10 protein-coding genes are annotated in these 14,786 nt (G+C 69.4%); 2 read left to right on the top strand and 8 right to left on the bottom strand.

Features of this window, described 5'->3' with window-relative positions; translation table 11 throughout:
• Positions 1-44: 44 nt before the first annotated feature.
• The 3 genes from NQV17_RS02385 to aroG all read right to left on the bottom strand — a co-directional run bounded on the left by NQV17_RS02385 (position 45) and on the right by aroG (position 1,893).
• Positions 45-377: a type II toxin-antitoxin system VapC family toxin gene (locus NQV17_RS02385; protein ID WP_257768821.1), complete on the bottom strand. Its 333-nt coding sequence runs from the start codon at positions 375-377 to the stop codon at positions 45-47.
• Positions 378-430: 53 nt separating this feature from the next.
• On the bottom strand, positions 431-700 hold the full coding sequence (locus NQV17_RS02380) for a type II toxin-antitoxin system Phd/YefM family antitoxin (RefSeq protein WP_257768452.1): 270 nt from the start codon (positions 698-700) through the stop codon (positions 431-433).
• 119 nt (positions 701-819) lie between these two features.
• A complete protein-coding gene (aroG, locus tag NQV17_RS02375) occupies positions 820-1,893 on the bottom strand; it encodes a 3-deoxy-7-phosphoheptulonate synthase AroG (protein ID WP_044844038.1) in 1,074 nt (357 codons plus the stop codon).
• A gap of 42 nt (positions 1,894-1,935) precedes the next feature.
• Here aroG and NQV17_RS02370 point away from each other — a divergent pair, with 42 nt between their 5' ends.
• Positions 1,936-2,181, top strand: a complete 246-nt coding sequence (locus tag NQV17_RS02370) for a hypothetical protein (protein ID WP_185725004.1) — start codon at positions 1,936-1,938, stop codon at positions 2,179-2,181.
• A gap of 110 nt (positions 2,182-2,291) precedes the next feature.
• Here the strand turns inward: NQV17_RS02370 and tldD are convergent, their stop codons facing one another.
• The 3 genes from tldD to NQV17_RS02355 form a co-directional block, all read right to left on the bottom strand.
• Positions 2,292-3,758, bottom strand: a complete 1,467-nt coding sequence (tldD, locus tag NQV17_RS02365) for a metalloprotease TldD (protein ID WP_257768448.1) — start codon at positions 3,756-3,758, stop codon at positions 2,292-2,294.
• Between the two features lie 92 nt (positions 3,759-3,850).
• A complete protein-coding gene (locus NQV17_RS02360) occupies positions 3,851-4,678 on the bottom strand; it encodes a carbon-nitrogen hydrolase family protein (RefSeq protein ID WP_044844040.1) in 828 nt (275 codons plus the stop codon).
• Between the two features lie 51 nt (positions 4,679-4,729).
• Positions 4,730-8,929 carry a YhdP family protein gene (locus NQV17_RS02355; protein ID WP_257768446.1) on the bottom strand — a complete coding sequence of 1,400 codons (4,200 nt, stop codon included), beginning with the start codon at positions 8,927-8,929 and terminating at the stop codon, positions 4,730-4,732.
• Between the two features lie 227 nt (positions 8,930-9,156).
• Here NQV17_RS02355 and glnE point away from each other — a divergent pair, with 227 nt between their 5' ends.
• The gene (gene glnE / locus NQV17_RS02350; RefSeq protein WP_257768444.1) at positions 9,157-11,958 is read left to right on the top strand and encodes a bifunctional [glutamate--ammonia ligase]-adenylyl-L-tyrosine phosphorylase/[glutamate--ammonia-ligase] adenylyltransferase; all 2,802 of its coding nucleotides are present in this window, start codon (positions 9,157-9,159) and stop codon (positions 11,956-11,958) included.
• 249 nt (positions 11,959-12,207) lie between these two features.
• On the opposite strand, the gene recN is transcribed toward glnE, so the two are convergent.
• Entirely contained in the window at positions 12,208-13,857 is a 1,650-nt protein-coding gene (recN, locus tag NQV17_RS02345; protein ID WP_257768442.1) for a DNA repair protein RecN, read from the bottom strand.
• Between the two features lie 19 nt (positions 13,858-13,876).
• On the bottom strand, positions 13,877-14,779 hold the full coding sequence (locus NQV17_RS02340; RefSeq protein ID WP_257768440.1) for an NAD kinase: 903 nt from the start codon (positions 14,777-14,779) through the stop codon (positions 13,877-13,879).
• Positions 14,780-14,786: the final 7 nt, after the last annotated feature.

Here is a 14,786-nt window from a genome sequence, read left to right as displayed (position 1 = left end):
GGCGCGAGCCGGGTTTTTCATTGCGCGACGCCGGGCGTGCGACGTCAGGCGCGTAGCATCAGTGTTGCGTGGTAGCGCCATACCTTCGGATCGGCACTGACGAGCGGCATGCCTTCATGTAGCGCCTGCGCGACCATCATGCGATCGAACGGATCGGCATGGTCAGGGAAATCCGGCAATGCGATCACCGCCTCGGCGTGATCGCTATTGATCGACAATTCCGCGAAGCCAGCGAGCCGGAATGCCGAACGGGCATCGCGTGGATGAACGGGGAGGCTGCCTTTACGATACTTGGTCGAAATTTCCCAGATAGACGCGGCGCTGACGTACAGCGTGTTCTGCGGATCCTCGATCAATGCGGCGGCGGCCGGCGACAGTTGCGGCGCGCCTTCAGCCGCCTACAGCGCGATATGCGTGTCGAGCAACAGCTTCACGGTGCGAGCCCTTGCTCGGCGCTGGCATCGAAATCGGCGGCAATCGATTCGTCGCCAGCGTTGAACGCTTCGACGGTCGTCGGGATGTTCAGGCCGGCAAGCAGCTGACGAGCGGCGCCGATGCGGCGTGGCGCCGTGTAGGGAACGATGCGCGCGACCGGATGGCCATTGCGGGCGATCACGACTTCGGATTCGCGCCCCAGTTCCAGTGCCTCGACGAGACTTGAAAGCCGCGACTTGGCATCATGCATGTTGACGGTCGACATGAGTACCTCCGGTTAGCTAGGGCGTGTTAGCTAGCCTAGCAGAACCGGATGCCGGCCGCAGTCGAACCATGGCAACCCGCCGGCAAGCGGGAAGCCACGGTCCGGACCGGTGTCGCCTGTCAGTTGCCGCTGCCGCGCGCGACGCGGCGTGCCTTCACCGATTCCGCGAGGCCTTCGAGCACCTTCACGCTGTCGTCCCACGCGATGCACGCGTCGGTGATGCTCTGGCCGTAGGTCAGCGGGCAGCCTTCCTTCAGGTCCTGGCGCCCCTCGACGAGGTGCGACTCGATCATCACGCCGACGATGCGCTCGTCGCCGGCCGCGACCTGGCGGCCGATGTCCGCGCACACGGGAATCTGGTTCTCGTGCTTCTTCGAGCTGTTCGCGTGGCTCGCGTCGATCATCAGGCGCGCGGCGAGGCCGGCCTTGCCGATGTCCGCGCACGCGGCGTTCACGCTGTCCGCGTCGTAGTTCGGCGTCTTGCCGCCGCGCAGGATCACGTGGCAGTCCTCGTTGCCGGCCGTCGACACGATCGCCGAGTGGCCGCCCTTGGTCACCGACAGGAAATGGTGCGGCTGCGATGCGGCCTTGATCGCGTCGACCGCGATCTTCACATTGCCGTCGGTGCCGTTCTTGAAGCCGACCGGGCACGACAGCCCCGATGCCAGCTCGCGGTGCACCTGCGACTCGGTCGTGCGCGCGCCGATCGCGCCCCACGAGATCAGGTCGGCGATGTACTGCGGGCTGATCATGTCGAGGTATTCGGTCGCGGCCGGCAGCCCCATCTCGTTGATCTGCAGCAGCAGTTCGCGCGCGGTGCGCAGCCCTTCGTTGATCTTGAAGCTGTTGTCCAGGTGCGGATCGTTGATGAGCCCCTTCCAGCCGACCGTCGTGCGCGGCTTCTCGAAGTACACGCGCATCACGATTTCCAGCTCGCCGTTGAAGCGCTCGCGCTCCTTCACGAGCCGCCCTGCGTACTCGATCGCCGCCTTCGTATCGTGGATCGAGCACGGCCCGATCACGACGATCAGCCGGTCGTCCATCCCGTGCAGGATGCGGTGCATCGACTGGCGCGAGTTGTAGATCAGCTCGGACGCGGCCTCGGAGCACGCGAATTCGCGGATCAGGTGGGCGGGCGGCGTCAGTTCCTTGAGTTCGCGAATGCGGACGTCGTCGGTGTTGTGCGGGGGCATGCTGTTTCTCCTGGTTTTGCGGGCGCCGTTCGATCAGTGCGTGTGCGGCAGATTCATCGATTCAAGCGATTCAGTGATTTCGGTCGGGGCCGCGGAATCCGCTGCGGCGGCGACCGGGTGGCGAAGGGCGAAAAAAAACCGCCGGGTTCGCCGGCGGTTTTTTCGGGAATTTCGGTTGCGCTTCACGCGCCATCAACCCTCTCGATCCGCCAGCGGTCTGAGATGCCAAAAAAAGTAAAAATAAAACTTGGCGGACATGACGGAGATTCGGTTCGTCAAAAAAGTTGATTCGGAATTTATACCCGGTCGCCGCGTCGCTGGCAACCGGGGGTGCTCAAAAATGCGGACAATCCGCGCGCTTTTGCCAAAATGCGCGGATTGTCTGCGCCGCGATGCGGTTATGCCGTACCGCCGACCGTCATCTTGTCGATCCGCAGGGTCGGCTGGCCGACGCCGACCGGCACGCTCTGGCCTTCCTTGCCGCACACGCCGACGCCCGAGTCGAGCGACATGTCGTTGCCGATCATGCTCACGTACTTCAGCGATTCCGGGCCGCTGCCGATCAGCGTCGCGCCCTTCACCGGGTAGGTGATCTTGCCGTTCTCGATCATGTACGCCTCGGACGCCGAGAACACGAACTTGCCGTTCGTGATGTCGACCTGGCCGCCGCCGAAGTTCACCGCGTACAGGCCGTTCTTCACCGACGCGAGGATTTCCTGCGGATCCTTGTCGCCGTTCAGCATGTACGTGTTGGTCATGCGCGGCATCGGCAGCGCCGCGTACGACTCGCGCCGCGCGTTGCCGGTGACGGGCATCTTCATCAGGCGCGCGTTCAGCGTGTCCTGGATGTAACCCTTCAGGATGCCGTCCTCGATCAGCGTCGTGCACTGCGTCGGGTTGCCTTCGTCGTCGATGTTCAGCGAACCGCGGCGGTTCGGCAGCGTGCCGTCGTCGACCACCGTCACGCCCTTCGCGGCGACCTGCTCGCCGATCCGGCCGGCGAATGCCGACGAACCCTTGCGGTTGAAGTCGCCCTCGAGGCCGTGGCCGATCGCCTCGTGCAGCAGCACGCCCGGCCAGCCCGGCCCGAGCACGACCGTCATCGCACCGGCCGGCGCGGGGCGCGCGTCGAGGTTGACGAGCGCCGCGTGCACGGCGTCGTCGACGTAGCGCGACAGCACTTCGTCGGTGAAGTAGCCGTAGTCGAAGCGGCCGCCGCCGCCGCCGGAGCCGATCTCGCGGCGGCCGTTCTGTTCGGCGATCACCGTGACCGACACGCGCACGAGCGGGCGGATGTCGGCCGCGAGCGCGCCGTCGCTGCGCGCGACCAGCACGACGTCGTATTCACCGGCGAGGCCCGCCATCACCTGCGTGACGCGCGGGTCGCGCCCGCGCGCCATCTGCTCGATGCGCTCGAGCAGCTTGACCTTGGCGGTCGCGTCGAGCGACGCGAGCGGATCGGACGGCAGGTACAGGTCGCGGCCCGAGATGCCCTTCAGGGAAGTGGCCGCCTTGATCTTCTGGCGGCCGCCGCCGGCCGCTGCGATCGCCTTGGTGGCCGCGGCCGCCTGGGCGATGGCTTCCGGCGACAGGTCGTCCGAGTACGCGAACGCAGTGCGGTCGCCCGCGACCGCGCGCACGCCGACGCCCTGGTCGATGCTGAAGCTGCCCGACTTCACGATGCCTTCCTCGAGGCTCCACGCTTCGCTGCGGGTCGCCTGGAAGTACAGGTCGGCGTAGTCGACGCGATGCGTGAAGATGTCGGCGATCGTGCGCGTGAGCAGGCTCTCGTCGAGGCCGTACGGCGTGAGGAGGATGTCCTTCGCCAGCGCAAGATTGCGGATGCCGGGTTCGATGATGTTCATGCGGGTATCGAGGGTTCTCAAAAAGTTGTCGGGTGCGTTCTGGGCAGATGGGTTGGCCGGGCGGCGTTTCAAGCGCCGGGCGGTTCAGCGGTTCAGGCCAGCACGCGATGCCGCCACGCGGGCAGGCTCTGGCGCACGTCGGCGATGCGCTGCGGATCGAGCGCGCCGGTCACGACGCTCGCGCCTTCGTCGCGGACCGCGACGATCTCGCCCCACGGGTCGATCAGCATGCTGTGGCCCCAGGTGCGCCGGCCGTTCTCGTGCTTGCCGCCTTGCGCGGCCGCGAGCACGTAGCACTGGTTCTCCACGGCCCGCGCGCGCAGCAGCATTTCCCAGTGCGCGCGGCCCGTCGTATACGTAAACGCCGACGGCACGACGATCAGCGCGCAGTCGCCCATCCTGCGATACAGCTCCGGAAAGCGCAGATCGTAACAGACCGACAGGCCGACCCGCCCAAACGGCGCGTCGAACGCGACGACCGTGTCGCCCGCGCGGATCGTGCGCGCCTCGTCGAACGATTCGTCGCCTTTCTCGAAGTTGAACAGGTGGATCTTGTCGTAGCGGGCGGCTTCCTGGCCGTTCGGGTCGAACACGAGCGTCGTGTTCAGCACGCGATCGGGCTCCGGCGCCTTCAGCGGCAGCGTGCCGCCGATCACCCAGATGCCGTGACGGTGCGCGGCCTCCGACAGGAAGCGCTGGATCGGGCCGTCGCGGTAGGGTTCGGCGAGCGCGAGCTTGTCGGTGTCGCGATGGCCCATGAAGCAGAAATACTCGGGCAGCAGTACGAGCTGCGCGCCGTCACCGGCCGCTTCCGCGATCAGGCGGCCGGCTTCGGCGAGATTGCGTGCGACGTCCGGCGTGCTCACCATCTGCAGCGCGGCGACCCGAAAGGGCGTGGCGGAACGGGTGTGATCGGTCATCGCTGGATCGGTTGCGTCATAAATGGGGTGCGGCCCGGCACCCTGCGCGCGTCAGTGGCTCGCCGCATCGGCCGGACCGTGATTCATCTTACCCTGATCGCCTCGCACCCGCTCGATGTGCGGATGCGCCCACGAGCCCGTGATCGTGTAGTCGAGCGCGAACGCGTGCGACAGCGTCTCCGACAGTGCGTAGTTCGCGGCCAGCACGCCGACGCCCAGCAGCGGATTGATGATCGCGGCCGCGATTGCCGCCGTGCCGGCGCCGATCTTCGGCGTGACGTGCGCGTGCAGGTCCTGCGTCTCGGTGCCGAGGTCGACCGCGCCACGCACCGTCACGTTCGCCGGCGCCGTCGTCATCGAGAAGTCGTCGGTGCGCGCGATCCCGTTCGAGATCCGGCTGGTGCCCGTGATCTTGTCGAACGGTAGCCCCTTGCCGATCACGTCGCGGAAATTCAGCGTCAGGAAGCGCGCGAGGCTCTGCAGGCTCAGCACGCCGAGCAGTTTCGCGGCACCCGGATCGACCTTCAGGATCTGGCCGTGTTCCAGGTCGAGCGCGACCTGGCCGCCGAGCGACGGCAGATCGACCGCGGTCGGGCCGCCGCGCCAGCCGACCTTGCCGGTCACGGTGCCGTGGCCGTTTGCAAGCGTGCGCGGCAGGCCGACGAGGTCGAGCAGCGCGCCCGCGTTGCCGACGTCGAGCTTGAAGTCGAACACGCTGCGGCGCGGCGCATCGTTTTCGTCGACGCCGCGGGCCAGCGCGCGGCGCGACGTGCGCCAGTTGCCGGTCGCCGTCAGCTTCGCGGCCGGGTTCGCCAGTTCGAACTTGTCGAGCTGCCACACCGGCACGCCGTCTTCCTCGAGGTTGTGCGCGTTGACGACGAGCCTGCCGATGTCGTGATCGCGCGCGACGACCTGATCGACGATCAGGTCGACCGACGGCATCGGCCGGTCGGTCGGCGTCGGCAGGTTCATCGCGCGGCCGACGAGGTCGTGCTGCGCGCTCTGCGGGATCACGAGCTTCGCGAGCCGCGCGTTCAGCACGCCCGCGCCGTTGTGGCCGCCGCCCGGCGCCCACGACAGGTAGCCCGATACCTGGTTCGACGCGATGTTCGCCTGCCACAGCTCGTCGACGTGCGACGCGCCGATGATCACGTTTTCCCAGTTGCGCTTGAGCAGCTTCAGCGTGCCGAAGTGGAGCGCGAAGCGCTTCGGCGTGAAGCTCGCGACGTCGATGCGCGGCGCGGCCGGCGGCTCCGGCGCGCGCGGCGTGTCGTGCTGCAGCGTGCGGGCCAGTGCGAGCCAGGCGTCGGCGTCCAGTTCGTCGACGTCGACGGCGGCGCTCACGCCGTCCTGCGGCAGGTCGGGCATCCGGTGGATGCCCATCGCGCCGCGCACCGCGCGCAGCGGCTGGCCGGGCGTCGCGTCGAGCAGGTAGGTCGCGGACACGGGCCCGAGCGTCAGGTCGGCATGCTCGAGGCGCTTGCCACCGTCCTGGGTGGCCGGCTGCAGCGTGAAGCGGAACGGCATCGGCGTGCCGGCCGGTTTCGCGAACGGCGCCGGGAAATTCAGCGCGACGCCCGTCAGGTCGGAATGCGCGGTGACCTCCGGCAGGCGGCCCGGCGCGCCGCGCACGGCGAGCTGGTACGGCGCGTCGCCGACTACGTGCTCGAGCAGCGCCGCGGCCGTGCCGCGCAGGTTCAGGCCGCGCGCGGCGTCGAGCGCGAGCTTGCCGTCGACGTCCACCGCGTACGGGCCGTGCGACTGGAAGTTGCCGTTCGCGCGCACCGGGCCGCCGAGGAAGCGCCCCGACAGCTCGTGCAGCGACGCGCCAGCCTCGCTGAAGCGCACGCTGCCGCGCAGCGCGGACAGCGGCGGCACGCCGTCGGTCGACAGCGTGTTGCCGCCGAACGCGAGTGCGCCCTCGACGTGCGTATGCGGATGCGGAACGTGTTGCGGAATCGTGATCTTGAGCGCGAGCGCCGCGGGCCCCTGCGCATCGATCCGCTGGCCGATGTGCCCGCTCATCGCGCCGAGCGAGCTGTTGTCCGCGTAGTCGATCAGGTCCGCGAGCGGGCCTTGCGCGTGGCCGTCGATGATGAGCGGCGACTTCGACGGATTGCCGAGATCGTCGATCCGGCCCGCGACCTTCGTCAGTGCGACGCGCTTGTAGTGCGCGCGCGCGATGTCGAAGTGCAGCTTGTTCTGCGCGAGCTCGAACACGCCGTCGATCCCGTCGAGCGCGGGCCAGACGCTCGGCGTGCCGTTCGCGAGCTTGCGCGGCGGGTACGGCGTCGGCTCGAAGCGCCCGCCGGTGAACGGCGCGACGATGTGGAACACGCCGGCATCCGGCTCGTGTTCGAACGGGAATTTCTCGAGCGGGCCGCGGGCGACGATCGACGCCCCCTTGGTCACCTGGCCGTCCTGCAGCGCATGGCCGAGATAGTCGCGCAGGTGCTCGGACATCCCGGTCGGCAGGTAGCGCGGAATGCGCGCCACCGACGCGCGCGCGAAATCTGCGCGCAGGTCGAGCGAGCCGCGGCCGTGGCCGGGGTTCGTGTACGTGCCCGACACCGCGATTTCCGCATCGGGGTTCGCGACGAACAGGTCGGGCAACGTCACGTCGACGCGCGCGTGCTTCTCGCCCGGCGCCGGCGTGATCACCCATTTCGCGTTGCCGCGCAGCCGGTCGAAGGTCAGGCGCGGCTCGTCGAATTCGCCGGGCACCGTGACCGCCGCATTGACCGTGTCGAAGTGTGCGCTGCCGCCGGTTTCGTTCGCGTCGATGCGGCCCCACAAATTCTCGACGCCTGGCCAGCCGGCGCGCGGGTGACCGCGCGGGGACAGCCCCGGCGGCGGCTCCTGCGCGGCGACGCTGATGCCCTGCAGATCGCCGAGGAAGCGGTAGCGGACGATCGGCGCGGCGCCAGTGCGCCGTTCTTCGTCGGCGAGCTCGGCCCGCGCCGGCTTCGCGCGTTCGACCTCGATGTGATAGTTCGACACCATCCCGCGCGGGTCGAGCTTGATCAGCTCGTTGCGCAGCCGCGCGGGCAGCGGCAGCCCGCGGATGAACTCGCTGAGGATGCCGAGATCGACGCGGTCGCCGACGACGCTCAGCAGCTGCCCCTGGTCGGCGGTCGGCACGCGGTAGCGGGCGGTCAGCGTCGACAGCGCGAGCGAACGGGCGAGCGGCGTGCCGTCCGGCAGCGGCGGCTGGCCGAGCTCCGCGTTGAAGCGCGTCAGGTGCAGCGTGTAGTCGCGGCCGGCGTCCAGCGCCATGTCCCAGCCGAACCCGACCGTCGGCACGTCGAGGCGCGGCTGGGTCGGCCGCACGCGCAGCACGACGTCGGCGCCCTGCAGGTCGCCGCCCGCGGAGCGCAGGTGGCCGTCCTGGAAGGTCGCCCAGATCGCGTTGTCGATGCGGCCCGCGTGGATCGTGAGCGGGATGTCGAGATAGCGGCCGAGCGTCTGCAGGTCGACCGGGCCGGTCGACAGGTACGCGTCGCCGGTCCAGTTCGTCGGCTTGCCCATCGGCGCGAGCGGCTTGTGGCGGAAACGCGCGCGGAAATCGAGCGGGCCGAGCAGCAGCGTGCCGTTCGCGGGCGCCTGCAGCGCGGCCTTGTGCTCGCGGCCGTGGTTGAGCACCGCGAGGCGGATGCCGGACAGCGCGAGCTCCGGTGCGTCGTGCTGCGCGTCGCGCCAGCGCAGCGTGCCGTTGCGCAGCACGATCGCTTCCTGCTTCAGCAGCCACGTGCTGAACGTGTCGTTGCCGCCATGGGTGGTCGCGACGCCGACGCCCGCGACGCTCAGCGAGCCGTCGGCGGCGCGCGCGACGACGAGGTCGGGATGGTCGACGATCAGGCTCGACAGCGCGGGCGACAGCCGCAGCAGCGACATCCACGACAGCGCGGCCGTCGCGTGCGGGACCGACAGCGCGATCTGGCCGTCACGGCCGCGAATGGTGAGGTTGGCGACTTCGACGCCCGGCTGCATGCCGGACCAGTGGGGAGACAGCTTGCCGATCGAAAGCTGCGCGTGGAGCTTGTCGGACACCGCGCGCTCGATGCGCGGGCGGTATTCGTCGATGCGCGGCAGCAGCACGTAGCGCATCCCGAGGAACACGCCGGACGCGACGAAGTACGTGCCGATCCCGACTGCCAGCGTCACCCTGAACACGCGACGCAGGACCGGATGATCGTGCTTCGGAGGTCCCGCTTCGGGCTCAGCTACGGCGGATTCCTGACGGTCGGACATGCGGCGGAAGGGCGGCGATATGGTAGTTTTGCAGACTGACGTTGAAATGTATCACACGGGTTCGTGCCGGCGGCCGTTGCGGCCGCACGGCACGGGCTTTCCGGCGCGCGGTTTTCGCGGCGGCGCACCCGCGTCGCGACACCGCGCCGAGTCCAAGGGGCCTGTCGGCAGCGGGGCGCGCACGCGTTGTTCCCGCAGCGAGGCCTTACCGCCAGGCCCGCTTTTCGATGACCGACGCTTCCGCCCTGATCAGCACATCCTATTCCCGCTATCTCGCCCGCGCGGCCGCCGCGCGTCCCGCGCTGTCCGACCAGATCGCCGCGTGGGCCGCCGCGCCGCTCACGCGCGCGCAGCTCGACGCGCGCCTGACCGAACTGCTCGCCACGCCGGCCGGCACGGCCGCGCCGGGCGACGAGCAACTGAAGCGCGCGCTGCGGCAGTTGCGTGTCGAGGTGTTCGGCGCGGTCGCGGAGCGCGACCTGCGCGGCATCGCGAACGTCGCCGAGGTGACGGGCGCGATGACCGATCTCGCCGAAGTGGCCGTGCAGCGCTCGCTCGCGCTGCTGTCGGCCGAACTCGAGGCGATGTACGGCGAGCCGCGCGGCGCCGACGGCCAGCGCGTCGTGCTCGGCGTGGTCGGGATGGGCAAGCTCGGCGGCCGCGAGCTGAACGTGTCGTCGGACATCGACCTGATCTTCGTCTACGAGGACGACGGCGAAACGGCCGGCGGCACGCGCTCGCCGCTGTCCACCCAGGAGTATTTCACGCGGCTCGGCCGGCGCCTGATCGGCGTGCTGTCCGAGGTCACGGCCGACGGCTACGTGTTTCGCGTCGACATGCGGCTGCGCCCGAACGGCGATTCGGGGCCGCTCGTCTGCAGCCTCGGGATGCTCGAGGAGTATTTCTACGTGCAGGGGCGCGAATGGGAGCGCTACGCGTGGATCAAGGGGCGGCTCGTATCCGAAGGCGACAGCGACGCGGCGCGGCGGCTGGCGGCGCAGCTCGAATCGATCGTCAAGCCGTTCGTGTACCGCCGCTATCTCGACTTCGGCGTGATCGGCGCGATCCGTTCGCTGCACCAGCAGATTCGCCAGGAAGCCGCGCGCCGCGCGTCGATGCGGCCCGACAAGGCCGACGACATCAAGCTCGGGCGCGGCGGAATCCGCGAGATCGAATTCAGCGCGCAGGTGTTCCAGCTGATCCGCGGCGGCCAGGATGCGGAATTCCGCGTGCGGCCGACGCTCGCGGTGCTGCGCCATGCACAGGCGCGCGGGCTGATCGGCGAGGACGTGCGCGAGCGCCTGACCGACGCCTACAACTTCCTGCGCACGCTCGAGCACCGGCTGCAGTACCGCGACGACGCGCAGACGCACGCGATGCCGGTCGATGCGGGCGAGCGGGCGGTGCTGGCCGCGTCGCTCGGCTTTGCCGACTATGCGGCGCTGATGACGGTGCTCGACGGTCACCGGACGTTCGTCGAGGCGCAGTTCGACCAGATCTTCGCCGACAAGGTGAGCGGCGGCCCCTGCGCGGCGGGCGAGGACACGGCCGCGACGTGGATCTGGAGCGGGGCGCTCGCCGACGACGGCGAAGACGACGCGCTGCTCGCGCGCCTCGACGGCGTGGGTTTCACCGATCCGGCGGCCGTGCTCGCGCGGCTGCGCGCGATCTGGCAATCGTCGCGCTACGTGGGCCTGCCGGAAAAGAGCCGGCAGCGCTTCGACAGCGTCGCGCAGCGCGCGCTCGAGGCCGCGCCGCAGATCGACGCCGCGCGCCGCGACGACACCATCGTGCGGCTGTTCGATCTGCTCGAGACGGTCAGCCGGCGCGGCGTCTATCTCGCGCTGCTGACCGAGTATCCGGCCGCGCTCGACCGCGTGCTGTCGGTGCTCGGCGCGACGCGCTGGGGCGGCGGCTACCTGATTCGCCATCCGCAGCTGCTCGACGAACTGCTCGACGACGAAGCGATCGCGAGCCCGTTCGATTGGCCTGCGTTCAAGGACGCATTGCGTGCGCGCCTCGCGGCCGCCGACGGCCCCGAGCAGCAGATGGACCTGCTGCGGCACGCGCAGCACGCGGAAGTGTTCCGCATCCTGCTGATCGACCTGGCCGGCCAGCTGTCGGTCGAGCATGTGAGCGACCGCCTGTCCGAGCTCGCCGACGCGGTGCTCGACGTGACGATCGAGGTCGTCTGGTCGCAGCTCGCGAAGCGCCACCGCGACGTGCCGAAGTTCGCGGTGATCGCATACGGCAAGCTCGGCGGCAAGGAACTCGGCTACGCATCGGATCTCGACCTGATCTTCCTGTACGACGACCCCGACGAGCGCTCGGCGGACGTCTACACGACGTTCACGCGCCGGCTGATCACGTGGCTCACGACCGCGACCGGCGCGGGTGCGCTGTTCGACATCGACCTGCGGCTGCGGCCGAACGGCGAGGCCGGGCTGCTCGTGACCGATCTCGACGCGTTCCGCCGCTACCAGCTGCGCGAGGGCGACGCGGCCAACACCGCGTGGGTGTGGGAACACCAGGCGCTGACGCGCGCCCGCTACAGCGCGGGCGACCCGCAGATCGGCACGGACTTCGAGGCGATCCGCCAGCAGGTGCTGACGACGCCGCGCGACGGGGCGGTGCTCGCGAAGGAAATCGTCGACATGCGCGGCAAGGTGTTCGCCGGCCATCCGAACCAGACCGAGCTGTTCGACCTGAAGCACGATCGCGGCGGGATGGTCGACATCGAGTTCATCGTCCAGTACTGGGTGCTGCTGCATGCGTCGAGCGATGCCGAGCTGATCCGCAACACCGGCAACATCGCGCTGCTGCGCGAGGTCGCGCGGTTCGGGCTGATGGGCGAGGACGAGGCCGAGCGCGTCGGCGCCGCGTACCGCAAGTACCGGAAGCTGCAGCACAAGCTGCGGCTCGACGGGATGGAGAAGGCGCGGGTCGATCCGGCGCTGGTGGCCGACGAGCGGGCGGCCGTGACGGCGTTGTGGGAGCGTGTGTTCGGCGCGGTCGAAACGGGCGTTTGAGTCGGACGTTTGAATTCGGCGTTCGCGGCGGGACGCTCGAATCCCCGGGGTAGGGCGGGCGGCGCCCGTCCATCGAAAAACTGCGCCGTGCGAGCGGTTCGACCGGCAGATCGGTCTGCCTGCTCGCCCTGCCGCTGCAGGCCTGTTCCGGGAAAGGCGACACGCCACGTTCCGAAAAATGTCGGGTTCGTCGGCAGTGCGGGACCGGCGCATGCGCCGGTCTTCTGCATTCGGCCGACGAAGCCGGCGTCAGGCCGCCAGCATTTCCTTCGCGTGCTTGCGCGTGGTGGCGGTGATCTCGAGCCCGCCGAGCATCCGCGCGACTTCCTCGACCCGGCTCGCCTTGTCGAGCGGGACGACCGACGAGACGGTGCCGCCGCGCTCGTCGGCGCCTTTCGCGACCTGGAAGTGATGGTCGCCGCGTGCGGCGACCTGCGGCAGGTGCGTCACGCACAGCACCTGGCGGTCGCGCCCGAGCTGGTGCAGCAGGCGGCCGACCACCTCGGCGACGCCGCCGCCGATCCCCGTGTCGACTTCGTCGAAAATCAGCGTCGGCGTCGGGCTGGCGGCGCTAGCGATCACGGCTAGCGCGAGGCTGATCCGTGCGAGTTCGCCGCCCGACGCGACTTTCGCGAGCGGCCGCAGCGGCACGCCCGGATGCCCGGCGACCCGGAATTCGACCTGCTCGAGCCCGTGCGGGCCGCCGTCGGCGAGCGGCACGAGCGCGACTTCGAAGCTGCCGCCCGCCATCGACAGTTCCTGCATGCCGGCCGTGACGGCCGTGCCGAGCGCCTTCGCGGCCTGCGCGCGGGCCGTCGACAGGTGTTTCGCGTCGGCGAGATAGGCTTCCCATGCCTTCGCCTGCGCGGCTTCGAGCGCGCCGAGATCGGCGGCCGCGTCGAGCGCGGCGAGCTGCGCGCGGCGTGCCGCATGTTCCTCGTGCAGCGTGTCGGGCGGCAGCCGGAACTTGCGGGCGGTCGAATGCAGCGCGTCGAGGCGCGTTTCGACCTGCGCGAGCCGGGCCGGGTCGAGATCGAGGCGCTGCGCGTAGTGCGACAGCGAATAGACGGCTTCCTGCAGCTGGATTTCGGCCGGTTCGAGCGACGCGAGCGCATCGCCGAGCCCCGTGTCGTAGTCGGCCAGGCTGCGCAGCTTCGACACGATCGCGCCGAGCTGCGGGAGCATCGCGTCGTCGGCCTCGGACAGCGCGTTGAGCGCGCCCTGCACGCCGGCGATCAGGTTCGCCGAATGCGACAGGCGCTTGTGCTCGCTGCCGACTTCGTCCCATTCGCCGGGTTGCGGTGCGAGCTTGTCGAGTTCGGCGAGCTGCCAGGCGAGCTTCTCGCGTTCGAGCTGCAGTTCGCGCTCGTGCGCCTTCGCGGCGTCGATCGCCTGCGTTGCGTCGCGCCAGACGCGCCACGCGCGTGCGACGTTCGCGGCATCGCCGGCGAGCCCCGCGTGCGTGTCGAACAGCTCGCGCTGCGCGTCGGGCCGCATCAGCAGCTGGTGCGCGTGCTGACCGTGGATGTCGACCAGCATCTCGCCGAGTTCGCGCAGCTGCGCGAGCGTCGCGCTGGTGCCGTTGATGAACGCACGCGAGCGGCCGTTCGCGTCGATCACGCGGCGCAGCATCACGGTGTCCTCGGCGTCGAACGCGTGTTCGTCGAGCCAGCGCGCGACGCGGTCGTGCGGCGTGAATTCGGCGGTGATGTCGGCGCGGCCGCAGCCGGCGCGCACGACGCTCGCGTCGGCGCGTTCGCCGAGCGCGAGGGCCAGGGCGTCGATCAGGATCGATTTGCCGGCGCCGGTTTCGCCGGAAAAGACGGTAAAGCCGCTGTCGAATTCGAGATCGAGCGCGGCGACGATGACGAAGTCGCGAATCGAGAGGTGGCGGAGCATGGTGTCGGGCGTGGGTGCGTCAGGACGCCTTGTCGTCTTCGTTCGATGCGTGTTCGTTCCAGTGCAGCTTCTTGCGCAGCGTCGCGTAGTAGCTGTAGCCGACCGGGTGCAGGAACGGCACCGTGTGCTTCGAGCGGCGCACCTCGATCGTGTCGTTCAGCTCGAGCGAGGTGAACGACTGCATGTCGAAGTTCACGTTGACGTCGCGGCCGCCGACGATCTGGATCGCGATCTTCGAATCGTCGGGCAGCACGATCGGCCGGTTCGACAGCGCGTGCGGCGCGATCGGCACGAGCACGATGCCCTCGAGCTGCGGATGCAGGATCGGGCCGGCCGACGACAGCGCGTAGGCGGTCGAGCCGGTCGGCGTGGCGACGATCAGGCCGTCCGAACGCTGGTTGTACATGTACCGGCCGTCGACCGACGCGCGCAGCTCGACCATCCCGGAAAAGCCGCTGCGGTTCACGACGACGTCGTTGAACGCGAGCGCGTGGTAGATCGGTTCGCCGTCGCGCACGATCCGGGCCTCGAGCAGCGAGCGCTCCTCGCGCTCGAACTTGCCCGACAGGATCACCGGCACGCGTGCCTGCATGTCGGCTGCCGCGATGTCGGTGATGAAGCCGAGCCGCCCGTGGTTGATCCCGATCAGCGGTGTCTTGTACGGCGCGAGCTGGCGGCCGATGCCGAGCATCGTGCCGTCGCCGCCGAGCACGACCGCCACGTCCGCGCGCGCGCCGATCTCCGCCGGGGTGAGCGCCGGATAGCCGGAGATGCCGATCTCGCGCGCCGTTTCGGCTTCGAACACGACCTCGAAGCCGAGCTTCGCGATGCAGCCAGCCAGCGTGGCGAGCGGCTCGGCGATGCCGGGCGTGTTGCTCCGGCCGACGAGCGCGACGGTGTTGAACTGATTACCGGTTTTCATGCCGGCA

The sequence above is a fragment of the Burkholderia sp. SCN-KJ genome, assembly GCF_024656005.1.
In the GTDB taxonomy this organism is placed as follows: Bacteria; Pseudomonadota; Gammaproteobacteria; order Burkholderiales; family Burkholderiaceae; genus Burkholderia.
This window is presented reverse-complemented; position numbering and strand designations above follow the sequence as displayed.